Source organism: Cyanobacterium sp. Dongsha4 (genome assembly GCF_036345015.1).
Classification (GTDB): domain Bacteria; phylum Cyanobacteriota; class Cyanobacteriia; order Cyanobacteriales; family Cyanobacteriaceae; genus PCC-10605.
Genome location: NZ_CP084098.1, coordinates 2,156,812 through 2,183,388, shown reverse-complemented (window position 1 = coordinate 2,183,388; position 26,577 = coordinate 2,156,812). Strand labels below are relative to the sequence as shown.

21 protein-coding genes are annotated in these 26,577 nt (G+C 33.0%); 8 read left to right on the top strand and 13 right to left on the bottom strand.

Going from position 1 to position 26,577, the window contains the following annotated elements:
• Window positions 1-57 precede the first annotated feature (57 nt).
• Both Dongsha4_RS09475 and truB read right to left on the bottom strand, forming a co-directional pair.
• Window positions 58-501, bottom strand: a complete 444-nt coding sequence (locus Dongsha4_RS09475) for a DUF6918 family protein (RefSeq protein ID WP_330202163.1) — start codon at window positions 499-501, stop codon at window positions 58-60.
• Between the two features lie 174 nt (window positions 502-675).
• Complete coding sequence (gene truB / locus Dongsha4_RS09470; protein WP_330202162.1) at window positions 676-1,566, bottom strand: tRNA pseudouridine(55) synthase TruB; 891 nt, start codon at window positions 1,564-1,566, stop codon at window positions 676-678.
• Between the two features lie 313 nt (window positions 1,567-1,879).
• Here truB and Dongsha4_RS09465 point away from each other — a divergent pair, with 313 nt between their 5' ends.
• From Dongsha4_RS09465 to Dongsha4_RS09455, 3 genes are all read left to right on the top strand, one after another.
• Window positions 1,880-2,239, top strand: coding sequence for a Mo-dependent nitrogenase C-terminal domain-containing protein (locus Dongsha4_RS09465; RefSeq protein WP_330202161.1), 360 nt, complete (start codon window positions 1,880-1,882; stop codon window positions 2,237-2,239).
• Window positions 2,240-2,468: 229 nt separating this feature from the next.
• The gene (locus tag Dongsha4_RS09460; RefSeq protein WP_330202160.1) at window positions 2,469-4,124 is read left to right on the top strand and encodes a hypothetical protein; all 1,656 of its coding nucleotides are present in this window, start codon (window positions 2,469-2,471) and stop codon (window positions 4,122-4,124) included.
• Window positions 4,125-4,266: 142 nt separating this feature from the next.
• Window positions 4,267-4,389: a photosystem II protein Y gene (locus Dongsha4_RS09455; protein WP_015220437.1), complete on the top strand. Its 123-nt coding sequence runs from the start codon at window positions 4,267-4,269 to the stop codon at window positions 4,387-4,389.
• A gap of 252 nt (window positions 4,390-4,641) precedes the next feature.
• On the opposite strand, the gene Dongsha4_RS09450 is transcribed toward Dongsha4_RS09455, so the two are convergent.
• Together Dongsha4_RS09450 and miaA are read right to left on the bottom strand one after the other, a co-directional pair.
• A complete protein-coding gene (locus Dongsha4_RS09450) occupies window positions 4,642-6,156 on the bottom strand; it encodes an FAD-binding oxidoreductase (protein ID WP_330202159.1) in 1,515 nt (504 codons plus the stop codon).
• Window positions 6,157-6,180: 24 nt separating this feature from the next.
• Window positions 6,181-7,083, bottom strand: a complete 903-nt coding sequence (gene miaA, locus Dongsha4_RS09445; RefSeq protein ID WP_330205415.1) for a tRNA (adenosine(37)-N6)-dimethylallyltransferase MiaA — start codon at window positions 7,081-7,083, stop codon at window positions 6,181-6,183.
• Between the two features lie 175 nt (window positions 7,084-7,258).
• Between miaA and psaK the strand changes: the two genes are divergently transcribed.
• The 4 genes from psaK (at window position 7,259) to Dongsha4_RS09425 (ending at window position 11,820) form a co-directional block, all read left to right on the top strand.
• Window positions 7,259-7,522 (top strand): photosystem I reaction center subunit PsaK, encoded by a 264-nt coding sequence (gene psaK, locus Dongsha4_RS09440; protein ID WP_199295524.1) that lies wholly within the window; start codon window positions 7,259-7,261, stop codon window positions 7,520-7,522.
• A gap of 320 nt (window positions 7,523-7,842) precedes the next feature.
• The gene (locus Dongsha4_RS09435; protein WP_330202158.1) at window positions 7,843-8,910 is read left to right on the top strand and encodes a mechanosensitive ion channel family protein; all 1,068 of its coding nucleotides are present in this window, start codon (window positions 7,843-7,845) and stop codon (window positions 8,908-8,910) included.
• Window positions 8,911-8,983: 73 nt separating this feature from the next.
• Window positions 8,984-9,781, top strand: a complete 798-nt coding sequence (locus Dongsha4_RS09430) for a hypothetical protein (RefSeq protein ID WP_330202157.1) — start codon at window positions 8,984-8,986, stop codon at window positions 9,779-9,781.
• A gap of 74 nt (window positions 9,782-9,855) precedes the next feature.
• Window positions 9,856-11,820, top strand: a complete 1,965-nt coding sequence (locus tag Dongsha4_RS09425) for an ATP-binding protein (RefSeq protein ID WP_330202156.1) — start codon at window positions 9,856-9,858, stop codon at window positions 11,818-11,820.
• A gap of 253 nt (window positions 11,821-12,073) precedes the next feature.
• Here the strand turns inward: Dongsha4_RS09425 and cofG are convergent, their stop codons facing one another.
• Both cofG and Dongsha4_RS09415 read right to left on the bottom strand, forming a co-directional pair.
• Window positions 12,074-13,018, bottom strand: coding sequence for a 7,8-didemethyl-8-hydroxy-5-deazariboflavin synthase subunit CofG (cofG, locus tag Dongsha4_RS09420; protein WP_330205414.1), 945 nt, complete (start codon window positions 13,016-13,018; stop codon window positions 12,074-12,076).
• Between the two features lie 44 nt (window positions 13,019-13,062).
• Window positions 13,063-14,349, bottom strand: coding sequence for a pitrilysin family protein (locus tag Dongsha4_RS09415; RefSeq protein WP_330202155.1), 1,287 nt, complete (start codon window positions 14,347-14,349; stop codon window positions 13,063-13,065).
• A 286-nt stretch (window positions 14,350-14,635) separates the two neighbouring features.
• Between Dongsha4_RS09415 and ndhD1 the strand changes: the two genes are divergently transcribed.
• Window positions 14,636-16,219 carry a photosynthetic/respiratory NAD(P)H-quinone oxidoreductase subunit D1 gene (gene ndhD1, locus Dongsha4_RS09410; protein WP_155083239.1) on the top strand — a complete coding sequence of 528 codons (1,584 nt, stop codon included), beginning with the start codon at window positions 14,636-14,638 and terminating at the stop codon, window positions 16,217-16,219.
• Window positions 16,220-16,382: 163 nt separating this feature from the next.
• Here ndhD1 and Dongsha4_RS09405 read toward each other — a convergent pair whose 3' ends face one another.
• The 7 genes from Dongsha4_RS09405 to Dongsha4_RS09375 form a co-directional block, all read right to left on the bottom strand.
• Complete coding sequence (locus tag Dongsha4_RS09405) at window positions 16,383-18,017, bottom strand: alpha-D-glucose phosphate-specific phosphoglucomutase (RefSeq protein WP_330202154.1); 1,635 nt, start codon at window positions 18,015-18,017, stop codon at window positions 16,383-16,385.
• Window positions 18,018-18,219: 202 nt separating this feature from the next.
• Window positions 18,220-18,702, bottom strand: a complete 483-nt coding sequence (locus tag Dongsha4_RS09400) for a nucleotide exchange factor GrpE (protein WP_330202153.1) — start codon at window positions 18,700-18,702, stop codon at window positions 18,220-18,222.
• A gap of 51 nt (window positions 18,703-18,753) precedes the next feature.
• Entirely contained in the window at window positions 18,754-20,904 is a 2,151-nt protein-coding gene (locus Dongsha4_RS09395) for an Hsp70 family protein (protein ID WP_330202152.1), read from the bottom strand.
• Between the two features lie 21 nt (window positions 20,905-20,925).
• On the bottom strand, window positions 20,926-23,376 hold the full coding sequence (locus Dongsha4_RS09390; RefSeq protein WP_330202151.1) for a peptidase M, neutral zinc metallopeptidase, zinc-binding site: 2,451 nt from the start codon (window positions 23,374-23,376) through the stop codon (window positions 20,926-20,928).
• Window positions 23,377-23,381: 5 nt separating this feature from the next.
• Window positions 23,382-23,912: a LysM peptidoglycan-binding domain-containing protein gene (locus tag Dongsha4_RS09385; protein ID WP_330202150.1), complete on the bottom strand. Its 531-nt coding sequence runs from the start codon at window positions 23,910-23,912 to the stop codon at window positions 23,382-23,384.
• A 38-nt stretch (window positions 23,913-23,950) separates the two neighbouring features.
• A complete protein-coding gene (locus Dongsha4_RS09380; protein ID WP_330202149.1) occupies window positions 23,951-24,160 on the bottom strand; it encodes a hypothetical protein in 210 nt (69 codons plus the stop codon).
• 63 nt (window positions 24,161-24,223) lie between these two features.
• Window positions 24,224-26,422, bottom strand: a complete 2,199-nt coding sequence (locus Dongsha4_RS09375; protein WP_330202148.1) for an Hsp70 family protein — start codon at window positions 26,420-26,422, stop codon at window positions 24,224-24,226.
• Window positions 26,423-26,577: the final 155 nt, after the last annotated feature.

Below are 26,577 nucleotides of genomic sequence, written 5' to 3'. Positions count from 1 at the left end.
TAGAAAAACCAACAATATAAATATTCTTCCATAAAATAATACTTATAAAACCATTTCCTATTTCTCTTTTTTAGCATATTTACCCAATATTTCAGCTAATTGGGGAACTACCTGTTCAATTTCATCTTGTAGAGAATTGCGAATTTTCTCATAGGAAACCTTAATAATTTTATTTGCTGTTTTCTTAATTCGCTCATCTGTCACACTTAAAATAGTATTAGCAGTTAATGTGGGATTACTTTGTAAGTAAGTGACAGGATTTCCTTTTTCAATTCCTTCATCCCATAAAGGATTAAGTGCCTGAGAAATAGAAGGAATCAAACCGAATATTGCTTTTTGGGTATAGTTTGGGCTAATACTTTTAATCCCTTTATAAAGAGTCTTAAAAAGAATACCAGTAACACCTGTTTTTGCTTCTACTTGAGCTTCCATTAATTTTACACAATCTTGGGCTATATTTAGACGTATTTGTTGATCTTGGATTTGTTCACTCAGTTTCATTTGTAATATCTCGATTTTGATTTAGTTATCAGTTATTTACGTAGCTAAGTTTATCAGAAATGAAGGAGAAAAACACAAGCAAGATGCTTGTTTCACAGAGAAAAATCTTTAATATTGAATAGTAGGGGCTTTAGGCTTTTTTTTGATAGTTTCGATCGCAATGAAAAAATTATATTACAAATTTGGATAAATAACTATTTTTGGTTTTATATTTGTTTCTGTATTCTCTCTTTGTTCGCTAATACCGATAAATTTATTTTCGTGATTATAAGTACAATAAAATTGATATTCTTCTTTTGTTATTCTACTAATTTTTTGTCCTAATAACCAACTTTTACTTTCTTCTTTATTTAAGTATATTTTAGGCATATTTTGCAGAGGATAGTCCAATTCAATTAATGATAATTCATCTGCTTTTTGTTGATTGATTATATCATCAAAACTCAAACTATTTTCCAGTGTCATTCCACAACTTAAAGTTCTTTGTAAATTAGCTAAAGTTGCCCCTGTTCCTAATTTTTCTCCTAAATCTCGTGCGATCGCTCTTATGTAAGTGCCACCACCACAAATAACCTTTAAATCTAATTCTGGATACTCACTTTCTTGCCAGTTTAAAACGTCTATTTTATCAATAAAAACTTTTCTTTTCGGTATATCGATAACTTCCCCTTTTCTTGCTAAATTATATAATTTTTTACCATCTTTTTTAATTGCACTATAAGCAGGAGGAATTTGCTCAATTTCTCCCATAAATTCAGGCAGTATATCCATAATTTTCGCCAGAGTTAAATCTTTAACCTCTTGTTGTCTAATTATTTCCCCTTCCAAATCATCCGTAGTTGTTTGAATACCGAATTTTACTTTGGCTTTATAGGCTTTTTCTGAAGGTAGAAACTGTAATAAACGAGTAGCCTTACCAACAGCGATAGGTAAAACCCCTGTAGCTAAGGGATCTAAAGTACCACCATGACCAATTTTTTTTGTCTTGAGAATTTTTCTTAATTTAGCAACACAATCGTGAGAGGTAAAATTTTGAGGCTTATTGAGGTTAAGAAAACCATTCATTTTTTCTAACAATAATTATATTAGAATATAATTAAAGCATAAAAGTACATTAGGTATCAAAAGTTACATTTTATGAGTAAAGATTAATTTAAGTTGTAATTAGTAGCAAATCGGCTTTTACTGATTAAATTTTCCGATAAAATTAAGATAAAAGTAAATTATTAGGAAAACATTGCAAAAAGTAAGGAAATGAGACTATAAAGAATTATTTGCCGTTTACTTATTCAAATTTATTGGAACTATTTTTATCAACATAAAGTCAAAAAATAGAGAAGTAAGCTACATTTTTTATCTTTAATTGAGGAGAAAAATAATGGGTGTTATTGATTATCTTTTTTCTGAAATAGTGTTGCAAAATCAAATAAGTTATTCTTCGGATTTATCTCTAAAAAGTAGATGGCATTTACCTAAATTTGAGTTTAAATGGCACAAAATAGATTTACTTTCCCCCCTAAAAAGTTGGTTAGATGATATTGAAATTGCTGATAGTATTACTGCTCATCGTATTAACAACTTAATTCCTGCTGAATGTCCTTTTGCCAGAAAAATAACTATTTTTAACCGTACAATTTTAACGATTCCACCTCTTTGCAAATTAAATCCTGTTTACGATAATTTAATGGCTTTGAAATTTCGCTGTTTAACCTATCTAGCAGAAACGGAGGGAAATTAAGTCTAAAACCGATAATAACAATTAAGTAACTCTAACTATATATACAATAATACAAAATAAGCTCTTAGTAATAACTTTAGTCGTTATTTTCAAGATGACAAAACCCAAAAGGTTTCACTACAAACTTATTCTTAATTCTTGCATCAAATTTAAGTGATAGTAAAGTAAGTTTACAACCTATGGGATTATCTATTATGAAGGAACAAATAAACCCTATGATGAATCTGTAATGATATACACAGATTTAACAAGAGAAATAAACATGGTTTTGTTTGCACCCTTTAACTCTCCCTTTAAAGTTAATGATAACACTATTACTGCTAATGCTTTTAGCCGTCCTGATGTGGGTATTGATAGTAATGGGAACTTTGTCGTAGTTTGGCAAGAACCTTTTGGTAATGATATTAATGATTTTGACATTCGGGGAACAGTTTTTGATCCTAGTGGTGCAGAAATACCTTTTCCTGAATCTGAGATTTTTATTTCTAGTGACGTAGGTAGTGAGTTTAATCCTTCCATCGCTGTTGCTCCTGATGGTTTCTTTGTGGTAGCTTATTCGAGGAATGATGATATTTTTGCCCGTCGTTTTAACATTACTTCCGATGGTATTCGTCAAGTTGGTAATGAGATTTTAGTTGCTACCTTTGAACAAAACAAAGTTCAATCTTTTCCTCAAGTGGCTATTGATTCAGAGGGTGATTTTTCCGTTGTTTGGACTCATCAATTTGAAGCTAATGACTCTGATATTCGAGGTCGGCTTTTTAATGCTGATGGAAGCCCTCTAACTGGTGATATTCCTATTTCTTCTAGTTTTAGTAATGAATCAGAAAGTGCAGTGGCATCTGTACCCATTGCTAATGATAATAACCCCGATTCTGTATTAGCTGGAGTGGTTAGTTATACTGTTGATTTTAATGGCAATGATACTATTTACTTCCGTCGCTTCGGAAATGAGGGAAATCAATTAGGAGCGGAAATTAATGCGGTATCAGAAGTTAACCGAGACAAAAATCAAACCCAATCTTCTATTGCCATCGACTCTCAGGGAAACTTTGTCATTGCTTGGACTCATGAATTTGGAGAAAATGACACAGATATTCATTTCCGGCGCTTTAATTCTGATGGTACGGCTAAGGATAGCACAGAAATTATTGTTGATAGCTCTTTAGGTAATCAAAACAATCCTGATGTGGATCTTGCTTTTGATGGTAGTATCATCATAAGTTATACCGATGAAAGTTCTAACAGTGTTAAATATCGTCAGTTTAACAGTAACGGTGAACCTCTAGGAAATAGCACTACTTTTGATGTAGAGGGCAATCAAGAAACTAACTCGGCTGTGGCAGTGGGAACTAACAATAAAGCGGTAATTGTCGCTGATGCTGGAAATAACAATAGCTTTAACCCCTATGGTCAAATTCTAGTTCCTGATGCTAGTAATACTCTCAATGTTCCTTTAAATCGCTTTCAAAATAGCAGTCAACCCGGTACATATTTATTTGCAGGGGAGCAAGAAAGTCAAAACATTCGTCAGAATTTCCCCAACTTTGTGGAAGAAGGATTTGCTTTTTCTGTGGCGGAAAACCCTCAAGATAACTTAATTCGTTTCAATCGTTTTCAAAATAGCGATCGCCCTGGTACATATTTATTTGCAGGGGAAGAAGAAAGCCGAAATATTCGTCAGAATTTCCCCAACTTTATCGAAGAAGGAGTCGCCTTTTATGCTTTTGGTGCAGGTTCAAATCAAGCTACTCCTTTTTATCGTTTTCAAAATACTGATGTACCGGGTACTTACCTTTTTGTCGGTGATAGTGAAAGGCAAAATATTCTTCGGAATTTCCCCAATTTTGTGGAAGAAGGCATTGCTTTTGAGGCAGGTATTTAGTTAGTGTTTGTCATCAATGAGAATCAATTGATTTAACCATAGTCGTAGGGGAAAAACTACCCCAGACAACATCAAACAAATGCTCAACAAATGTTATTATCTTTTACATAAATTAAGAAGATAAAAACTGGAGAATAAAAAAATGGACTGGAGAGTGTTAATCGTATTATTACCCCTTGGAGTTGCCGCAGGTTGGGCATTATTTAATATTGGTGCTGCTGCGATCGCACAATTCCAAAAAGTTCTCAACAAACAAAATTCTTAACTTCAGAGGCTAAAACGCAAGGGGGTAAAACCCCTTTTTTACCTTAGTTCGGAATAAATTTTCATCTATGAATGATGACGAAAAGAGCAATTAGTGAATTGTGTTGGGGTGAATAGTTGATAATTAAAAATTAAGAATTAAGAATTAAAAACTCCGAACTCCGAACTCCGAATTCCGAACCCTTACCCGATATTCTTAAACCAAAATGAGGTTAAATAAATAAGTTTTCTTCTTTTTAATCGTTAATAAATCTTAACGATCGCCGCTTCCATATTGCAACAATTCCAAATAACGATGATAGTAATACTGTTGTCGAGGGGCAAGTTTTTCAGAGAAACCACTTAAACCTTTAGCGAAAGGATATAAACCCGTATAAGTTCCAAGACTAACGTAATGTTTGAGCCAATCTGCCAAAATGGGTAAACCCACTTGAGGAAGTAAAGGTAAAACTAACATCGGATTAACTAGCGGTAAAGTCTTTGTTAAACCCGAAAACTGCACCACATCTTGTAAAAAAGGCTTTAACACATCGTCACCTAATTTATCCATTACCCGAAAAACACCGCTCATTAAATCGTTGATTTGATTTGGTTGGGGTTGCTTATCAATAGGCACACTCATGGTTTTCTGAAATAACCAAGTAACAGAAATATTTGGTTGGTAAGGCTGAATTAAAGCTAAATCCTCACGGGTTAAATAATCTCCTTTTAAGGCTTCATCAATGGCTGAAGTTAAACGGGGTAAATGACGCATCATCGCTCCAAAACCACCAAAACTGACGGGAGATTGCATACCGCTACTATCGCCCACCGCTATAATTCTATCCCAAGGCATTTTTAAAGGACTTTTACGATAGGCAGGGAAAAAACCAAATAAAAACCGTTGAAAATCAAGATTATCTAATTCTATTTGTTGATATTCGGGCAGTAACCTTAAATATTCTGTCATTAAGTTTTTTAGGCTAATTCTTTCGGGTTTAGCATCCACATAGGTGAAAAGATAAGTTGTGCGCCCATCTTTAGCTGGAAAAGCCTCCCAGAAATATTGACATTGATTAATAATCGGAGTAAAAGAATAAATTAAGTCTCCTGTTTCATTCTGTTTAAATCCTTTGCCACAACTGCCAACAACTAAACAAACTCCATCAGGTTTTTCACCATTTCTTATCTGTTTAACAATAGGAGAAAAATGCCCCATACTATCAATTAATAGTCTTGTTTTTAAGGAGTTTTTATCTGTTTTGATTTCTACTCCATTATCATTTATTTGAGCGGAATAAAATGCAGTATTTTCTAAAATAATTCCATTTAAAGATATAAATTTTTCTTTAATTTTAGCAATCAATAATTTTGGACTAACTCCTACATTTAGAACATTTTTCACCCATAATTCATAACTTTTATAAAAACCAATTCTAGCAGGGTTATATTCAGTAAAAATAATTTTTTCTAATTCTTGAGAGGTTAATAAATCTAATTCTAATAGTGATTCTAATTCAGAGCGAGAAATATTCCATTCTTGTTCTCTACCTTGTAAAATATTTTTTTCAATAATTGCTACTTTATAACCTTTTTGCTGTAAAGTTGTGGCTAAAAAGATACCAAGAGTGCCACCACAGATGACAACATCAAAATCATGATTATTAACTATTTCTTGACTGGAATAAACAACATTTTTAATGGGTTGATTATTAAGACGAAAATCTGACCAAAATTTATCTGCTAATGTTAATCTGGTTTCAGTTTCACTGGGTAGTTTAAAATTCATGATTCTGAGAATTTTTTAATAAATTTAATATTTTTTATGGATAAATGGATCGATTTTTTCCCAAGCATTTGTTACTAATTGGGAAGAACTTACATCTAACCAGACTATTTCAGGATAGCCATTAAACCAAGTTTGTTGTCTTTTCGCAAATTGACAGGTATGAGTAACAATTAAATCTTGTGCCTCTGATAAACTAATTTCTCCTTGCAAATATTGTTTAATTTCTGCATATCCTAAAGTATTTAATAAGGGTAAATCAATACCATATTTACTAATTAAGAATTCTGTTTCTTCTACTAAACCCATTTCTAGCATTTTTTTTGTGCGGGTGGCGATTCTTTGGCGCAAAAATTCTCTTTCACAGTATAAGCCTAGATGTAAAATTGGGTAAGATGGGGGATTTTCCCCCTGTTGTGCGGATATGGTCTTTCCCGTGACATAATATACCTCTAATGCTCTAATTGTTCTTGTATCGTCATTAGGATGTATTTTTTTGCAAGAAGTGGGGTCAATTTTTTGTAAAAAAGCGTATCTTTCTTGTTGACTATAGGTTTCAAGTTGCGATCGCAATTTTGCTTGAGGGGCAACAGGAGGTATTTTTAACCCTCTCGTGACGGATTTTATATATAATCCTGTACCTCCTACCATTAAAGGAATAGAGCTTGATTTTTTGATTATATCTTGAGCATAACTTTGATACTGAGCAACGGTCAAGACTTCTTGGGGATGACAAATATCAATTAAATAGTGTGATACTAATTTTTGTTCTAGGGAGGAGGGTTTGGCTGTACCAATGTCGAAATCATGATATATTTGGCGAGAATCGGCACTGATAATCAATGTGTCTAGTTTTTGGGCTATTTCAAGGGCTAGAGCGGATTTTCCTGATGCTGTCGCTCCACAAATTACAATTAGTTTTTGATCTATTTCTCTCATCAATATTTAATCTTTCTAACTATTTAAAACTGAATAATTCAACCAAGATATTTACAATAATTAACAAAAATGCAAAGTATTGCAACAAAATGAGAATTTTTTTCTCTAAGAGACTTAAAATGAAGACTTTGAAAACATTATGAACTATTTTCTCTAAAAATCTATGTTGTATCTCAATTCTTTACTTGCTACTGCTGTTCCTACTACCTTAGAATGGAATTTGAATGTAGGATTAACCATGATTGTTTGTAATATAGTTGCGATCGCATTTGCTAAATATACCATGAAAGAACCCGGTGCAGGTCCTAAATTACCCGGAGAAGCATTTTTTGGTGGTATGGGATTACCTGCTTTATTAGCAACTACTAGCTTTGGACATTTACTCGGTGCTGGAGTTATTCTTGGTTTAGCGAGTTTAGGTGCATTGTAAGCCTTTTGAGATTCTCCCACCGACTACAAATAAGAAATTGTGTGGGGGATTCTAACTTTATTATTACCTGAGTTCGATCTAAAATTGTAGGTTAAGGTAGGCAACAGGCAATGCTGATAGGCAACAGGAGATTATTAAATAAATTATTCTTTACTAGCATCTCTACATCATTAGTAAAAAATCAATTAATCGAAGATATTATTCCTCTTGCTATATAAGTTTTTACTTATCGTCTTTTTTCACAAGATAATTAACACAACTCGGATAGGATTGCTATAGTTATATTTTGAGTAATAAATTTATGTTAATAATCATTATTTATGATGTCGTTTTTAAATTGGCAATTATTATCTAGTTTTTTAATTCCCTTTTTAACTGTTTTATTAGTAGGATTAATTGGTTTTGTTATAGAGAATAGATTACAAAAATTTAGACAAAATTTAGAATTACAACCTGACAAGTTTTTAGGGAAATATTCTTTTATTATTAAGTCTTTTAGAGGGGTTATTTTAACTTGGTCTATTGTAGGTGCGATCGCACTTGTACTGCCTAGTATTAGTATTCCATCAACCCTAAATATTCTCATTGAAAAGATATTAATAGTTATTGCTTTAACCATGGGAACTATATTAGTTTCCCGTTTGGCAGTTAATTTAATTCAACTTTATAGCCTAGAAAATGAGACTGCTGTTTCATTAACTTCTTTATTTGAATATTTAACAAAAGTTCTTATTTTTAGTATTGGTTTTTTAATAATTATCCAATCTATTGGTATCAAAATTACAGCTTTAATTACTGCTTTTGGGATTGGTAGTTTATCTATTGGTTTAGCTTTTCAAAACACTTTAAGTAATCTTATTTCAGGGGTTAATATTATTGTTTCTCGAAAAATTAGACCGGGAGATTATATTCAACTAAAAGATGGAGAAGAAGGATATGTGCAGGATGTGGAATTAAAATATACTCTTATTAAAGATATTTATAATAATATAATTGTTATTCCTAATGCTAAAATTATTGATGCCAGTTTTAAAAATTATACTTTAGATAGTTCCTCCATTTTAATAACAATAAAAATTGGAGTTAGTTACGATAGTAATTTAGAAAAAGTTGAAAAAGTTACCCTAAAAGTTGCCAAATATGTTTTAGAAAATATTGAAGGAGGAGATAAAGAATTTGAGCCTTTTTTGAGATATGAAAATTTTGACTATTTTGCTATCAATTTAACGGTATATTTAAAGATAAATGAGTACTTTGATAAGTTTATCATTACCCATGAATTTATGAAGGCAATTCATCACAAATATCAAGAAGAAAATATCACTATGGCTTATCCACTAAAATATTATGGAGCTTCTGGAGAAATTATGAATAATAATAGTCAATAAAAATTGTTAGAATATTATTTTTAGTTAAATTATAGTATTATTTTGAGAATAAAATTAAGAAGCGATCGCACCTATGGAAATACAACACATCAAAATTTTATTAAAGCTATTAGGACAGGATAATTACCAAGGAAAAATAGGTGATATTAAACCAAATACAAAAACAAACATTGAACAGACTCAAAAACTTTGCTATGAACTCTACAATAATCAATTGATTCATCTCAAAGAAAAAAATGTCACTATCAAAATTAATAACGATGGACAACAAGTTTTAAACAACAGAGAAAATAGAAATAAACTAGAGATTAATATACTCAAAAAATGTAAGAATAAAGAGATTAGAATATCAAAAATAAATATTATTCCAGCTTCTAAGAGAGACTTATTAATCGAGAAATTAGTCAAGGAAAACTTAATAAATATTACTAATAAAAAAATTATTCATGTAGAATTGACAGACAAAGGAAAACAATATTTAGCTGAAGAATATTTAGCTGAGGGATTAGGAAATATTAACTTAACAAAAGCATCATTTAATAATTATTTAAACTTTATTCGTGATTACTTTATTGGCAAAATCTCCCCAAAAATTAAAGAAAAAATTACTCCTGATGATATTCTGAAAACTATTATAAGACTCGATCGCACCTTAAACACTGATAACTACTTACCAATTTTTCATCTAAGAAATGAGTATAAATCCTTATTGTCCAGAGATGAGTTAGATAGTATGATATTTGAATTACAAAAAGAAAATAAAATTTCCCTTAGCCGTTTAGTGGATGCCTCCCAATACACTGACGAAGAATATGATGCTGGTATTCCCCAAAGTATTGGCTATCCAATTTTCTATTTAATAGTCAAGTAATTTAATAGTCAAGTAAAAATAAACAATATTTGTTAAAAAACTATAAAAAATTGATTGATTAAACTTAGTAAAACATGGTAGATTTAGAAACAGTATTATCAGATTTAAAAGCAAAAGAAGGAATAATTCCTAATCCTTTTGATGATGTAACTTACGGTAACTTCTGGTTTGAAAAGCATCATCAAGAAAACGTTGATTCCATTCATCAACCAGCATTTGAGCAAATAGAATATCAATTACAATTGCTTATTAAGGATAAATTTCGGCAAACCAAAACAATTTTATTAACAGGGGATGCAGGGTGTGGAAAAAGTCATTTATTAGGACGTTTAAAAGATAAATTAAACTCATCCGCTTACTTTGTTTATATTCAACCCATCGAAGATTATCACTATTTTTGGCGACACACTTTACAATATACCGTCAGCAGTTTAATGCAAATCCCAGAAGGGGAAAAAGAATCACAACTAAAGTTATGGTTAAAAGGTTTACCAGTATTAAATTCCGCTAACTGGTTGGATAAATTATTAGGCGAAAAAACAGCTTTTATTCGTCATTTAAAAAATAGTTATCCTGCTGGAATTGTCGAAGCAAAAAAATTCTTTACTGCTTTATACCAGTTAACTACAGATAATTATGACTTAGCCTGTGAATGGTTAGCAGGAGAAGATTTAGACGAAGAAGACTTACAAATTTTAGGATTAAATAAATCTATTGATAATGAAAAACTAGCTAGAGGAATTTTAAGTAATTTTGGCAGAATTACCGATGCCAGTAAACCAATTATTATTTGTTTTGACCAAATTGAAAGAGCTTTTAGTAATGTTTTCAACGCTAACACAATTTTTCATAATGAACGTTTAGTCAATTTTTTAGTTTTAATTAGCATTACCCAAGAAAATTGGCAAACCTATAAAAGAACCATGGTTCAATCAGATTTAGCTCGTATTAATAAAAATATTTTTCTTGATGATATAACTATCGCAGAAGCCGAAAAATTATGGATAAATCGCCTCAAACCTCTCCATCTTCAATGTCATCCTCAACCAAATTCTGCTATTTATCCTTTGGAGAAAAAAATATTAGCCGACAATGCTTTAGGAGAAAGAATAAATCTGAGAAATGCCTTAAATTTAGGCGGTAAATTCTTTGCTGAATATATAGATAAAATAAAAAAAATCCCCCCACCACCTCCAAATAAAAAGCGTCCAGATTTTTTGAACAAATGGGAGCAAGTCTTTGCAGAAAATCAACAAGAAACTCAAAAGTTAAGCATTATTTTAGATTATAGCGATGAAGAATTTTTAGAAATGTTTAGATATGTTTTAGAATGTCTGGGAGTAGAAAATATTAACTTTCAATTTTTGTCAGGTAAAAATTTATCAAAAGGATTTACTTTTACTTGTCCGAAAACAGGTATGAAGAAAGGTTTTATTATTAATAATACTCGTAGCGGAAATAGTTTTACTGCTTTCATGAAACAATGTGAAGAAGTGATTAATAAAAATAGATGTCAGCAATTAATTCTTATTAGAAATGTTGACACACCAAAAACAGGAAAAGGTGCAGAAATTTATCAAACTCTATTTCAACCTGTTTCTAAGAAATGTATTCACCATAAGCTAAATTTAGAAGATTTACATTACCTTTTTACTTATAAAAAATTATATAAGTACTCAATATCAGGAGATTTAAATGTTAATTTTAAGCCTATTTTAAGACAAGAATTATTATCAGATATGCTCAGATATAAAATATTAAACAATTGTTCAATTTTAAAGAGCTTAGGTTTAGTTAAACATTCTCCTGAGATAAATATTTTTGAGAAAAAGTTGATAAATCTATTACAGCATAAAAACGCAACAAGTTTTCCAGAAATTCACGATAACATCAAAGAAGATATTGATTTTTGTGATTGTTTTATTCCTCCTTATTTTTTTCGTAATATCATTTTAAGTCTGTATAAAAATAAATCAATTATTAATATTGTTAACCCTAAAGATACATATACTCAATGGAATATTTCACTCTTAAATTAGCTCTCAATTATTAGCACAAATGTCAAGCTAGTTTGCATTTACCGCACTTTTTTAATCAATAAACTACATTTTTTATCTCTCGCAAAGGAGAATGCAAAGTGTGGTTTAAGGAAATGAAAATTGCTGTAAGTTGTCTGCTTAAGAAAGGGAATGGATAACAGGCAATAGAGAAGCGTTTGAATTATTTTCAAGAACTAAAAAAATGTAAGTTAAATGGATAATACCTCTTTAAACCTATGAAGTTTATTTGAAACTAGGATATTTTTTGAGAGAGAGAGAATTGAAGGGAGTCGGATAACCATGAATAATATTGGGGATATACTGGCAAACGTGGTTTTAGTTGATAACCTTGTTGTAATAATTCCTGTCGGAGTAAATCAATTTTTTGATGATGATAGTCTGGGTTTACCTCATCTTTTGGCACAATTCCCCCTAAATCTGTTACTCCTAATTCCAAAGATTTGAGAATTAATTGGCTATTTTTAAGTAGGTTTGGCGGTATTTGTAAAGCTATATCTTTAGGTAAAATTTCCCTTGCTAGGGCGATAACCTCCAATATTTCTTCATCATTAAGGGGCTTTCCTTGAAATGCGTCTTTTTTCCCCGGTTGGTAGGGTTGTAATATCACTTCTTGAATATGCCCATATTGTCGATGTAAAAGTGCGATCGCATCTAAACTATCTTTACGGTCTTGTTTGGACTCTCCTAGACCCATTAAAATGCCTGTGGTGAAAGGAATTTTTAGCTCTCCTGCCCATTGTAGTTGTTGTAACCTTAGTTGGGGTATTTTGGTAGGTGCGTGTTTATGAACATCATCTAACAGTTTAGGACTAATTTGCTCTACCATTAAACCAAGAGAAACATTGACTTCCTTCAGTAAAACCATTTCCTCATAACTCAACACACCTGCATTAGTATGGGGTAAAAATCCCATAGATAAAGCTAATTTGGCTAAATCATAGATTCTTTCTATCCATAACTTTCGACGAGGGGATAGAGGATGAATTTCACCGCTTAAGATCAATATTTCTATAATTCCTTGATGTTCTAAAGAAGTTAAAATTTGTTTTGCGGTTTCTAATTCTAACCAAGGGCTTTGAAAGGGGTTTGTACGAAAATTGCAATAACTGCAACGATTAAAACATTCATAAGTAGGAACAAGGGTGTAGGCTGGACTATAAGTGATTATCTTTGCCATAGATGAACCTACTTTTTCGAGAGAAACATATTGGGAAAAAGTCATTAACAAGGATAAGCGTCACAGATAGCATAATATTCGGGAGAAAGATATTGACGTGCATACCCCTGCAACTTCTCTGCGGTTAAATTCTTGACAACATGGGGATATTGAAGAGCTAAATTCGCCTTATCTAAAATTTGATAATAACCATATAAAGCGGACAATTGTTCTGGTGTTTCAGTAGAGAATATATAGTCATGACATAAAATCCTCTGACAATTTTTTAGCTCGTTTTCTGTAATTGCTTCTTGGTGTAAGCGAGAAATTTCCTGTCTGATTAATTCTTCAACCCTCGGATTATGATTCCCTGATAAATAAGCGGTTACAGTGAATAAACTAGAATGTTTTTGCAGGGAGAAATGGCAACAAATATCAAATACTAATCCCAATTCATCTTTAAGTTTTCTGACTAGGCGAGATGTTCTTCCTCCTGCTAAGATGATGGATAATAAATCAAGTGCGATCGCACCCTCTAAATTTTCAATACCGGGGCCTGCCCATGCCATGACTTGTCGAGGATTTTCTAAACGTGGTAAGTATAGTTTTTCACGGCGAATATCCACCAAGGGAGGCTCACTGTCAAAATTAACGGTAGGACATTCTGATCTTATAGAAAAATCTTGGAAGTATCTTTCTACAAGGGATGTAGCCGAACGACGATCAATATTTCCCACCAAAACGATATTCATATTTTCTGGTTGATAGTGGGTGCGATGATAACAACGCATACGATTGGGGGTATTTTCTAATAATAAAGGTTCTTCCCCTAAAACTGAACGACGATAGGGGTGATGTTGATAAAGAATAGTTGCTACCGTTTGCAAGATAATCCAGTCATAATCATCATAACTAGAGCGAATTTCCTCTAAAACGACATCTCTCTCGATATAAAACTCATCTTCAGGGATTTCCGCCTGTAAAAGAATTTCTGCCAAGTAAGGTAAGGTTTTTGGTAAATATTGAGGGGCAGTGGTTAAAAAGAAATGAGTATAATCGTAACTTGTTGCTGCATTAGCACAACCGCCACTATTCTCCACTACATAATCAAAATCTCCTGGTAAAATATTTTTTGTTCCCTTAAAGATCATATGTTCTAAAAAATGAGAAATCCCAGACCATGATTCTGGTTCTGAGGTTACTCCCGCATTCACCCAAACATCGGCAACAACCACTTGACTCGAGGGTATTTGTTGATGAATTAGAGTCAGTCCATTGTTAAATGGAATCACATTCAAATCAAGATTATACTGACGCTGAGGGGAAATTGTGGGTTGTGTTAGCAAAATCATGGAAAATCTCTATTTTACCTTTACTTAATCTTAACTCTAATAGGTCAAGAAATTGTTATCTGGAACACTATTTTTTTCTTCTACTTAAATTTAGAAAAATTAGAGACTTTCTTTTTCTAGTAAAAACAAAACTTAACATTATGAATAGTTAGATCTTCAAGAAATCTTGCTAGATTGTTGGTATAGGTTCAAGATTTTGTTATTGATGTCTTTCAATCATTAAGGTTGAAATCATAGACATTAATTTACATATTCAGAAAATCAAGATAAAAATAGTAATTTCAGAATGGATTTAATAAATTTTCCTTGGCTAACAACTATTATTCTTTTCCCCATAGTTGCCTCGCTATTTGTATTTGTTATTCCCGATAAAGACGGCAAAACCGTTAGGTGGTACGCCTTGACAGTGGGATTAATTGATTTTGTCCTCATTGTCTATGCTTTTTATCAAGGTTATGACTTAAGCAATCCTAATTTACAACTGGTAGAAAGTTATACTTGGATTCCTGACATTGACTTAAAATGGTCTGTAGGGGCGGATGGTTTATCTATGCCCTTAATTATTCTGACAGGATTTATCACCACTTTGGCGATTATGGCGGCGTGGCCTGTCTCTTTCAAGCCAAAATTGTTTTATTTTCTGATGTTGGCAATGTATGGCGGGCAGATTGCTGTCTTTGCTGTGCAGGATATGTTACTTTTCTTTTTGGTCTGGGAATTGGAATTAGTCCCTGTTTATCTAATCCTATCTATATGGGGCGGTAAGAAGCGTTTATATGCGGCGACCAAATTTATCCTTTATACTGCAGGAGGCTCTTTATTTATCCTTGTGGCGGCTTTAACCATGGCTTTTTATGGCGATACCGTTACTTTTGATATGAGTGCGATCGCATCCAAGGATTTTGGTTTAAATTTACAACTGTTACTTTACGGAGGTTTTTTAATTGCCTACGGAGTAAAATTACCGATATTCCCCCTTCACACATGGTTGCCCGATGCTCACGGAGAAGCTACCGCCCCCGCTCATATGCTACTAGCAGGTATTCTCTTAAAAATGGGCGGTTATGCCCTAATTAGGATGAATGCAGGAATGTTACCTGATGCGCACGCAGTATTTGCACCGATTCTAATTATCTTGGGGGTAGTGAATATTATTTATGCCGCCTTTACTTCCTTTGCTCAACGAAATCTAAAAAGAAAAATCGCCTATTCCTCTATCTCTCACATGGGATTTGTGTTAATTGGTATCGCTTCTTTCACTGACATTGGTTTAAGTGGTGCTATGTTACAGATGATTTCCCATGGTTTAATTGGGGCAAGTTTATTCTTTATGGTGGGAGCAACCTACGATCGCACCCATACCCTTATGTTAGACGAAATGGGGGGAGTGGGACAGAAAATGAAAAAAATCTTTGCTATGTGGACAACTTGTTCCCTTGCATCCCTTGCATTACCCGGTATGAGCGGTTTTGTAGCAGAATTAATGGTATTTATCGGCTTTGCCACCAGCGATGCTTATAACCTCACGTTTAAAGTAATTATGGTTTCATTGGCGGCGGTGGGTGTAATTCTAACTCCCATTTATCTCTTATCTATGCTTAGAGAAATGCTTTATGGGCCAGAAAATGAAGAGTTGGTATCCCATACAAACTTAATCGATGCTGAACCAAGAGAAGTATTTATCATTGCTTGTCTCTTAATTCCTATTATCGGTATTGGATTATATCCCAAAATAGTTACACAAATTTATGATGCCACAACCAATCAATTAACTGCCTTACTACGTCAGTCTGTACCGAGTTTGCAGGAAACCAAAACCGCTCAGAATCAATCCCAATGGGTAGCGTTAAAAGCCCCAGACATCAATTAATAATCATCAATTAATAATTAGGTGAAGGGTAAAGGGCAAACATTTGAGTTCGGAGTTCGGAGTTAAGATAAAAAAGACAATGGTAAATAAGAAAAAACAAAAACACCTGCAACCTGACACCTGACACCTGACACCTCTTTCATAACCCTGAACCCTTTACCAACTAGGTGATAACAGTGGGCTGATTTCTGTTAGTGAATTTCTTAATTTGGGCGATTTCCTCTGCAATGTCAATTAATTCTCTTAAAGCCACTTGTGTATCAAGATCATGTTTACTAACATCGGCTTCATAACTTTCTAAATATACCCTTAAAGTTGCTCCTTTTGTACCTGTGCCAGAGAGACGGAATATAATTCTTGAACCATCAGTAAAGCCGATTCGCAACCCTTGATTTTTGCTGACACTTCCATCAACTGGATCAGTGTAGCTGAAATCATCGGCATAGGCAACGGTATATTGTCCAAATTGCTTACCTTTCAAATTATCAAACTGGCTATATACATGATCTACTAAGGCTTTTGCACCATCGGAAGCTACTTCTTCATAGTCATGACGAGAATAAAAATTGCGTCCGTATTCTTGCCAATGAGATTTTACTATCTGTTCAACAGATTCTCCTCTGACAGCAACGATATTTAACCAGAAAAGCACCGCCCATAAACCATCTTTTTCCCGCACATGGTTTGAACCAGTACCAAAACTTTCTTCTCCGCAAAGGGTTGCCTTTTCTGCATCTAGTAAGTTCCCAAAAAACTTCCAACCTGTAGGGGTTTCATAACAGTCAATTCCTAGTTTTTCTGCTACTCTATCCACCGCACCACTGGTAGGCATCGATCGCGCTACGCCTTTTAAACCATCTTTATAACCCGGCACTAAATGGGCATTGGCGGTTAAAATAGCTAAACTATCACTAGGATTAACAAAGAAATTACGACCTAAAATCATATTGCGATCGCCATCTCCATCAGAAGCCGCACCAAAATCAGGGGCATTATTGCCAAAGAGCTTATCAACTAAGGTTTTTGCATAAACTAAATTAGGATCAGGATGTCCTCCTCCAAAATCCTCCAAAGGTTCACCATTAATAACTGTGCCTTCTGGCGCACCGAGTCTATTCTCAAAAATTGCCTTAGCGTAAGGACCTGTTACCGCATGGAGAGAATCCATACACATGGTAAAATTACCACTGGTGAGACATTTGTGTAATAAGTCAAAGTCAAATAAAGACTCCATTAACTCTAAATAAGGCTTAACAGGATCAATAACTTCCACTTCCATTGTGCCTAATTTAAAAGAGCCAATATGATCTAAGTTAATGTCTGCCGATTCTAAAATCTGATATTGATCTATAACTTGAGTACGAGCAAAAATTGCCTCAGTGACTTTTTCCGGAGCGGGGCCACCATTGCTAATGTTATATTTAACCCCAAAATCCCCATCAATACCGCCGGGGTTATGAGACGCAGAAAGAATAATTCCCCCATAAGCACCATTGCCACGAATTACACAAGAAGCCGCAGGGGTGGATAAAATACCGTTACAACCAACTAAAATTCTACCCACACCATTCGCCGCCGCCATTTTGAGAATGGTTTGAATCGCTTGACGATTATAATAGCGACCATCTCCACCCAAAACAAGAGTTTGACCCTGTAAATTTTCTAAACTGTCAAAAATAGACTGAATGAAATTTTCTAAATAATGAGGTTTTTGAAATACCTGTACTGATTTTCTTAAACCAGAAGTACCGGGTTTTTGATCTAAAAAAGGTTGAGTAGAAACTGTTTTGATACTCATGACAATCGCAATTTGATTAAATCTATTTGATCTGCCATTAATATATCATTGCTCTGGACTTCTAACCTTTTCTCTAATTTTTTGTTATGGTTAATTGAGATATATTTAGGAAGTGTAGAAAAAATCCTTGATTGACTGATACTTAACTTGACATCAACGACCTAAAATTTGAAACCACCCCTACAACGCAACTTTTCATCTACTATTTAGCTGTTATCACCTCTACATAACGCAATACTTTTTCTTTAATTTTGAAACCTTGACGGACAATTTTTGTGATAGTTTGTTCTGGTATATCTTCCCGAATTTCTCTATCTACCACTTTACAGATACTAAAATCAGGAGTCACCCCATTAAAATCGATTTTTTCTACTTCTCTACGGGATAAAATAGTTAATAACTTTTCTTGCATACTGCCGACAAATTTAGGCAATCTTTTAAAGGCTTTGGGGTTAAAGTTTTCTTCTTGCAAATTACTATCTAAATAATTAATTAAAAACTCTAAACTATCAAATATATCCAATAATTCACTATATAAAGCCTCATTTTCTGCTTCGTTTTCCTGTTGCTGGATTTTGACAGTTTGCTCTAATTTTGTCTTGCTTTTCAATAATTGAGTTATTTCAGTTAATAATTTATCTCTTTGTTGTAAGGATAGCTGTAAGTTTTCTTGATATTGTTCCATAATTTTGCTTTGTTGTTATTTTATGTTTTATTGATAGTTTTAAGAGTTTATTTAATTAAATAATTCTTGTCCTATTTTTTTATCTTCTTCTGTGATTATTTCAGTATTTTGATATGCTTGATCTAAATTATCAAATTCAGGGATTAAATTAATCATAGGTATAGGTTCATTTAAAGGGGATAAATCATAATATTTTAACCGTTGAATTAAGGGCAAATTAGGGCGAAGAAAATCTGCTATCAAACGTTGTTGACTATCCATTAATTGCTTTCTGGCTTCGGCAATTTGTTTAGGATTATATTTCTTTTTCTTCATTGCCATTGCAAAGGCTTTGGTTATTTCTGCATTAGAAGCTGCAGGAGATACTTCTAAAACATCATAAGGATTAGGCATTATATTTAGATGGTACAAAGTAGATTTCATTTGACTTAGATTATTGTTATTGTTTAGGGAAGTTATCATATTTTTTAAATCCTTTAATTTTTCTTCAATTTCTTGTAAAATTTTTGTTTGTAATGTTTCATTTATGTATAATTTAGTTGTTTGAATTGCTATGTCATAAGCTAAATTTAAAAAGCTATACCAACTCTTTTTTTTTAATTGATCTAATATTCTGTCAATTTCTAATAAAATTTCATCTCTTTTATCACCCCTAGAAAAAATAGAATTAAGTGGTATAGAAAGATTATCCTTGAGAGTGACAGTAATAGTTAAAGCAGAATTTCTTTCATCTAATTCCAATATCAAATTTATTTCGGTTTCTTTGGAATATGATGGATCTAAAATAAACCATAAATTACCTAAAAACTCATCATTTTTTCGTAAATCAATGCCTTCCCTTACCTCACCGGGGCTAAATAGCTGATAACGAATTAGTCTTTTTCCTTCTGAAGCAGTTTTTAAAGTTACAATTTTATGAATAGGTAAAACTTCTCCTTGCTTAATCAATTGATAACAAGGATCATCCACTAATTGGATACAATAATCACGGGAAACAGTGCCAACCACTTCCGTGACACCAGCAGACACAATACCTGCACCTTCGGCAACAGCATACATTGGGCGAGGATGCACTACTACTTTATTATTTCCAAAAGCCTTTTTCACCTCCTCTTGTACTAATGGTATCTGACTTGAACCTCCCACCATCAAAACCATATCAATCATATCCGCAGGATAATCAGAATATTTAATAGCATCGTGACAAATTTCGATACTACGCTTCACTAAAGGAAAAATCATCGCCTCAAATTCTTTCCTTGTAATGGTTACATCGATGGGGATAGCCATACCAGACTCATCGAGGAGAGGAGTAGAAGGATTAACCTTCGCTTCCGTTTTACTACTTAAATCAATTTTTGCCCTTTCGATATAGATTTTCCAATCCGCTTTAAACCTTACTTGTTGATAATAGGGCATATTAGCGATTAAACCATCTATATTATCTAATCCTTCCTCCTTCGCTACCTTTTGCTTAACTAATTCCCCTAATCTGTTATCAATATCATATCCCCCTAACCATAAATCCCCTGCTTTACCCGATTCGATAAACTGACTTCCAGCAGACGTAATTAAAGTTGAGTCAAAAGTGTTGCCTCCAAAATCATATACCAAGATGGTTTTAACATCATCGCTATCGGGCTTAAAACCGAAGGAAATAGCCGCCGCCGTGGGTTCAGGTAATAAAACGGGTTTTTCTAAACCAGCCCTCACAGAGGCAATTTCCGTGGCGTACCGTTGTTTATCATTAAAGTAAGCAGGTATAGTTATAACGGCTTTGGTAATATTGCCCGGTTGCCCCATGTTTTCTTGATAGGCTTGGGCATTTTTAACCACTTGTTTGAGGATTTCTGCGACAATATCTTCTGGTTGATACTCTTTACCGCCAAGCCAAATAGATATATTTTCCTTATTCTCTGTGGAAGGGGTAATTTTATAACCAAATGTCTTTATGTATATCTGTGCTATTTGATCGGAAAAACTACGCCCTAATAAATTCCTGATGCCAATAATAACGTTTTCTGGATCTTGTAATAGTTGATTATAGGCTTCTTGACCTACTATTAAACTATTATTCGATAAAGATACCACAGATTTAACTAAAGTGCCATGTTTAGGATCATTAACTACTTGTGCCTCTGTCAATTTGAAAGCGGCAACGGAGTTAGTTGTGCCTAAATCGATTCCGACTATGTTTCCCATAATTAAACAAATAAAAATATACTAAATAATTCCTAAAGCACGATAAATTTCTTGAAAATCTGATTCATAGGGGCAAATTTGATACGCCCAATAAGCAATATCCCTTAATCCCTGTTTTTCTTCATAGGTTAAATAAGCCTTATTTGCACCTTTAATTACCGCTTCAATAAACATGGAAGCTACATTATATTTTAATTCTTGATTAGATGAGTATTTTAATTTTCTAACTACTTCTTCAAATTTATTTTGTTGAATTAATTTACTAACTTCTTCGGCTTCTATACTATATTCTAATCTACTCAATAAATCTATAACTAAAGGATTATTTTTATCAATATTTTGTACATCTTTTAGTTTATTTATAGCTTGAGAAAAAGATATTTTATCATCAGCTACTTGTTGAGAAATTTCCCTCGCTTTAAATTCTGCTAAATAACTAGCGGATTGATTTGATTTTAATAAATCATACCAGAATTGAGCAAACTCTAAATGTTCTTTATTTTCCTCTATTTTTTGTCTTTGTTTTTCACAGAGATTATTAATATTTGTCACCCAATCACGATTATTTTTAATTTCTGTTTGAGAAATTTCTAAGGGATTTTTTGCTTTTCTCCAGCTATGATGTTGGAGATAATAACACCCCTCATAATAGTTGATTAAATGATAGGCTAGTTTTTCTACTCCTGATGAATGTTGTTGAGATGGTTTAATTTTAATCGCCCTTTCTGTATCGTTTTTCAGACAAGCGGCAACGGCTAAACCCCAATCAGTAAATAAAGTTGACAGTTTATCTGTTTTTAATTGAATGCTTTTTAATTGTGTTTGATGTTGTAGATAAAATCCGGGAGTGATAAATATTTGTTTGATTTTTATTCCCGTCTTAGGAGGATTACCGATTAATTCTAAAGCTAGATTTTCCCTTCTCAATATATCCCTAAATTGATAATATTTATCTAGGTTATTATCTTTATATTTGTCGATCGCACCTTCTACTATTTTAATCAAATCATCCCTCATTTTATCATAGTTAATCTCTTTCACATTCAACCAAGATAGATTCTGAAAAACCTCACTTTTGTTGATATTTAACAATACTGTCATCCAACAATTAATCCATCTTTCGATATAATTTTCATCTAATTGGGCTTGATAATAAAGTGCGATCACCATATTATGTAAAGTAGTTAAATTAGGATTCTGTTTAAATTCCTGCTCTAATTGAGTTATAATCTGAATTAAATCTTGAGATTGCCATAATTGATGCTGTAAAGCAGGTTGAATATGCTTGTTTAAATTATGGTCTATTTTAGGATCATAACCGTATTGTTTGAGGAGATTTTCAGAGCAAATTTTTGCTTCTTGATACTTCTCCTCACTAACTAAATCTTCGATATGTTTGATGATTTGTAATTTGTTTCTTTGAATTAGGGTTTTTAGTGATTCTTTGTCATTATTTACAAGAGAATTATTCACTAATTTCCATTCTTTTACCGCATTATGATAGTCATTTTTTTGCAGATAAATAAAACCTCTCAAATAACTTGCCTTTTCTTCCTCTAAATTCTCTAAGTAAGATAAAGCAGAAGTAAAATTATGTTGTTTAATATCAATCAACGCTAAACGATAATTAGCGTCAGTTAACTGAGGTAATTTAGATAAAGCCGATAAATATTGTTTTTTTGCAAGGAGAAAATTATCTATTTTTTCTGCCATTAAACCCTGTCGATAATCAGTTTTTGCATCAATAACTATCTGTAACTTTTCTCTCAATTCATTACCATCTTGACGCTGAAATTTATCTAAGGCTAATTGCAGTTGATTATAAGCAGAAAGAAAATTACCTTCTCTGGCTAATTCTTTAGTTTTGAGTAAATTTTCTTCATACTCTTCCTCAAATTTTATTTTGTCTTGAAATTGACTAATTCTTCGGGCTAATTTATCAGGATAAAAAAGATTTTTTGCTTCATTTAATAATGATAATCCTTCTTTATAATATCCCTGACTAGCTTTTTCTTTTCCCTTTTGATAAAGGTTAATAAATTTTTTGCGATTCGCTAAAATTTCTCTTAAATTATCTTCACTAATCATAAAATTTTTGTCGAAGAAAAGCTCATTTGCCTTATGATATAAATTAATAGCTTGAGATAAATCATTAATGTTAAAAGGATCATCTTTTATAAATTCAAAAATTCTATTTGCTTCTGCAACCCAGTTTTCTGCAGTGGTAATTTTTTTACTATATTCTAACCTCTTGTTTTGAATATTTGAAATGAATTTATTAACCAAACTATGGAGAAAAATATATTTATTTTGATACTTAGTATTTAACCAGATTTGTTCAATACTAACTGCTAATTCTCGTAATTGTCTTAAATCATTGCTATAGGTTAAACAATATCTATATTGTCTATATAAAGGAAATGTTTTTTTGATATTATTCCAAAATATATTAAGTCTTTTAAATATATTCATATTTATTACCTCTGCAAATAAGATTGATTAGTTTGACATAATTCGGTTAAATTCGGAATTAAAATTACTTGCCCTACTTGTAGATTTTTAGGATCATTTATACTGGGATTAGCGTGGAAAATTAGTTGCCAACCGTCACTATCTCCATAAAAACGTAACCCTAACATATAAAGAGAATCACCAGATTTAACTCGATAATTAAAGCCTCCACACCAGTTTAATTCGGGTTTAATTACTTCTGGTTTTTCTGCTATCCCTACGGATTGATTATTTTCCTGATTAATGACTTGTAAACGGTTATTAAAGTTATTTCTTGAGACAAAATACCCTGTTACATTACCTACTAATAAACCCATTATTAACACACTAGCTAAAGTAATTATCAATAACTTTTGTGACTTTTTCTGGTCTTTTTCTTCTATTTGTGGCAACTCTTTTAACAGTCTAATAGTAGATAAATCTGTCTCACAATTAGGACAAATATTCGTGTCAATTTCGGTGCGATCGCACACTGGACAAGTTAATTTTTCAGTCATATTATTTTATCTTAATAAAGAAGATTATTTTTTGTTGTTTAAAAAGAAAGAAAACTTACACATATACCCAAGAAAAAATGAATTGTTGGAAAAACCTTTTTGATAAAACTATTAACATAAATAGTCTCTTGAGAATATGTAATATTACCAACAACTATTTTATTTTCATTAGGTATTTCTTTCTCTATTTTTACCTTGTCTAAATCAATAGAATGATAATCAAATTTTTCCTTCATTTTCTCAGTCATAAAAACTCCATAATTTTTGTAGGTTGGGTTAACAACGTGTAACCCAACAATTTTTTTTTACAATTAACGGGTTAAGCCAGTGGCAACAACTCCTGTGGGTAAATCTTGATCAATGTATTCTCGTATTTCCTCTAATAATTCACGATAGAGGCGATCACCCGTATTACCATCTCCCCTTTCCATCGCATCGAGAAGATTGATAAACTTGCTTTCCAAAACCTTACCGTGTGCAGGTGCAATACGACAGGCACGGGCAACACCAAAACGAATTAACAAGAGAATACGCACTAAATCAGGTAAATTATCAAATTCCCGACTACCATCTTCTGCTAATCTCTGCATCCCTGAAATATTATTGGTATCAACCGCCGTCTGCATTTCTGACACTAAATTTTTTAGGCGGTTAACTTGATCCTCATGCATAATATGAGAACAGAATTCTAAGGCAAAATTGAAATCTCTTAAATACATCAAGATAGTGTCATGATCGCCACAAGCAAAAGCCTCTAATTCCTTAAGTTTTTCTTCGGCTACCTGTTGTCTATCCCGTTGTAAAATCCCATTAAGATATATTTGATTTGAAGCCCTTACAATCTCACCTGTTAATTCATTGGCACGTTGCACCCCAATTTCCGTTAATTCACCTTCCTCATTGAGTTTATGAATTAACTCCTCCACTTTTTGATTGATTTTTTCATCATGATTACCCCTAGAAAAACTACCACTAACCCGAATAGAAGGATTATTTTTCAGACAAGCAGTCATGGTTAAAGCAGAATTTTGCTCATCTAATTCTACCATCACATCAACTTCTGTTCCTTTTGGATAGGGCTTATCCAACGCCAACCACATATCCCCAATACGCTCATCATTTTTGCGTAAATCAATGGCTTCCCTTACCTCATCAGGGCTAAAAAACTTAAAATGGATTAATTCTTGCCCTTCCCCTTCCGTTTTGAAAGTATGATTCTTTTGAATGGGCAAAACATCCCCTTGCTTAATTAATTGATAACGAGGATCATCCACTAATTGGATACAATAATCACGGGATACAGTGCCAACCACTTCCGTCACACCTGCAGACACAATACCAGCACCTTCTGCGACAGCATACATAGGGCGAGGATGCACTACTACTTTATCATCTCCAAAAGCCTTTTTCACCTCCTCTTGTACCAATGGTATTTGACTTGAACCTCCTACCATCAACACCATATCAATCATATCCGCAGGATAATCAGAATATTTAATGGCATCGTGACAAATTTCGATACTACGCTTCACCAAAGGCAAAATCATGTACTCAAATTCTGCCCTTGTAATGGTTACATCGATGGGGATAGCCATACCAAACTCATCAAGGAGAGGAGTAGAAGGATTAATCTTCCCTTCGGTTTTACTGCTTAAATCAATTTTTGCCCTTTCCGTCGCAATTTTCAAATCCGCTTTAAATCTAACTTGTTGATAATAGGGCATATTAGCGATTAAACCATCTATATTATCTAACCCCTCCTCCTTCGCTACCTTTTGCTTAACTAATTCCCCTAATCTGTTATCAATATCATCTCCCCCTAACCATAAATCTCCTGCTTTACCCGACTCGATAAACTGACTTCCAGCAGACGTAATTAAAGATGAGTCAAAAGTACCGCCTCCAAAATCATATACCAAGATAGTTTTTACATCATCGCTATCGGGCTTAAAACCGTAGGAAATAGCCGCCGCAGTGGGTTCAGGTAATAAAATAGGTTTTCCAAAACCAGCCCTCACAGAGGCGATTTCCGTAGCGTAACGTTGTTTATCATTAAAGTAAGCAGGTATAGTGATAACGGCTTTAGTAATATTGCCCGTTTGCCCCATATTTTCCTGATAGGCTTGGGCATTTTTAACTACTTGTTTGAGGATTTCTGCACTAATGTCTTCGGGTTGATATTCTTTGCTTCCTAACCACACAGAGATACTGTTTTCTGTGCCTTCGCTGGATTGAGTAATCTTATAACCGAAGTTTTTTAACTGTTGTTGCACCACATCATCCCCAAAACCACGCCCCATTAAGCGTTTGATGGAGATAATGACGTTTTCTGGATCTTGTAATAGCTGATTATAGGCTTCTTGACCTACTATTAAACTATTATTAGATAAAGATACCACAGATCTAACTAAAGTGCCATGTTTAGGGTCATTAACGACTTGTGCTTCTGCAAATTTAAAGGCGGCAACGGAGTTGGTTGTGCCTAAGTCAATTCCGACGATGTTTCCCATAATTGATAGTTAATTTTTTCTTTGCTATTTACTTATCAGTGGCAAAATGTAAATTTATGCAAATTATGGAAATTTTTTTTGAAATTTAACAATTAAATCGGCAATTAAGACAAGGGTAACGGGCATAGTAAAAAGGGCAACATCAGCACAGGGCA

What these genes read in the sequence shown, in the direction of transcription:
- Dongsha4_RS09450 (WP_330202159.1), bottom strand. Translation starts at nt 6,156, where the DNA reads ATGAATTTTAAACTACCCAGTGAAACTGAAACCAGATTAACATTAGCA.
- Dongsha4_RS09460 (WP_330202160.1), top strand. Translation starts at nt 2,469, where the DNA reads ATGATATACACAGATTTAACAAGAGAAATAAACATGGTTTTGTTTGCA.
- Dongsha4_RS09380 (WP_330202149.1), bottom strand. Translation starts at nt 24,160, where the DNA reads ATGACTGAGAAAATGAAGGAAAAATTTGATTATCATTCTATTGATTTA.
- ndhD1 (WP_155083239.1), top strand. Translation starts at nt 14,636, where the DNA reads ATGGATTTAATAAATTTTCCTTGGCTAACAACTATTATTCTTTTCCCC.
- Dongsha4_RS09405 (WP_330202154.1), bottom strand. Translation starts at nt 18,017, where the DNA reads ATGAGTATCAAAACAGTTTCTACTCAACCTTTTTTAGATCAAAAACCC.
- Dongsha4_RS09415 (WP_330202155.1), bottom strand. Translation starts at nt 14,349, where the DNA reads ATGATTTTGCTAACACAACCCACAATTTCCCCTCAGCGTCAGTATAAT.
- cofG (WP_330205414.1), bottom strand. Translation starts at nt 13,018, where the DNA reads ATGGCAAAGATAATCACTTATAGTCCAGCCTACACCCTTGTTCCTACT.
- Dongsha4_RS09425 (WP_330202156.1), top strand. Translation starts at nt 9,856, where the DNA reads ATGGTAGATTTAGAAACAGTATTATCAGATTTAAAAGCAAAAGAAGGA.
- Dongsha4_RS09395 (WP_330202152.1), bottom strand. Translation starts at nt 20,904, where the DNA reads ATGGGAAACATAGTCGGAATCGATTTAGGCACAACTAACTCCGTTGCC.
- Dongsha4_RS09435 (WP_330202158.1), top strand. Translation starts at nt 7,843, where the DNA reads ATGATGTCGTTTTTAAATTGGCAATTATTATCTAGTTTTTTAATTCCC.
- Dongsha4_RS09475 (WP_330202163.1), bottom strand. Translation starts at nt 501, where the DNA reads ATGAAACTGAGTGAACAAATCCAAGATCAACAAATACGTCTAAATATA.
- Dongsha4_RS09465 (WP_330202161.1), top strand. Translation starts at nt 1,880, where the DNA reads ATGGGTGTTATTGATTATCTTTTTTCTGAAATAGTGTTGCAAAATCAA.
- Dongsha4_RS09390 (WP_330202151.1), bottom strand. Translation starts at nt 23,376, where the DNA reads ATGAATATATTTAAAAGACTTAATATATTTTGGAATAATATCAAAAAA.
- Dongsha4_RS09385 (WP_330202150.1), bottom strand. Translation starts at nt 23,912, where the DNA reads ATGACTGAAAAATTAACTTGTCCAGTGTGCGATCGCACCGAAATTGAC.
- truB (WP_330202162.1), bottom strand. Translation starts at nt 1,566, where the DNA reads ATGAATGGTTTTCTTAACCTCAATAAGCCTCAAAATTTTACCTCTCAC.
- Dongsha4_RS09375 (WP_330202148.1), bottom strand. Translation starts at nt 26,422, where the DNA reads ATGGGAAACATCGTCGGAATTGACTTAGGCACAACCAACTCCGTTGCC.
- Dongsha4_RS09455 (WP_015220437.1), top strand. Translation starts at nt 4,267, where the DNA reads ATGGACTGGAGAGTGTTAATCGTATTATTACCCCTTGGAGTTGCCGCA.
- Dongsha4_RS09400 (WP_330202153.1), bottom strand. Translation starts at nt 18,702, where the DNA reads ATGGAACAATATCAAGAAAACTTACAGCTATCCTTACAACAAAGAGAT.
- Dongsha4_RS09430 (WP_330202157.1), top strand. Translation starts at nt 8,984, where the DNA reads ATGGAAATACAACACATCAAAATTTTATTAAAGCTATTAGGACAGGAT.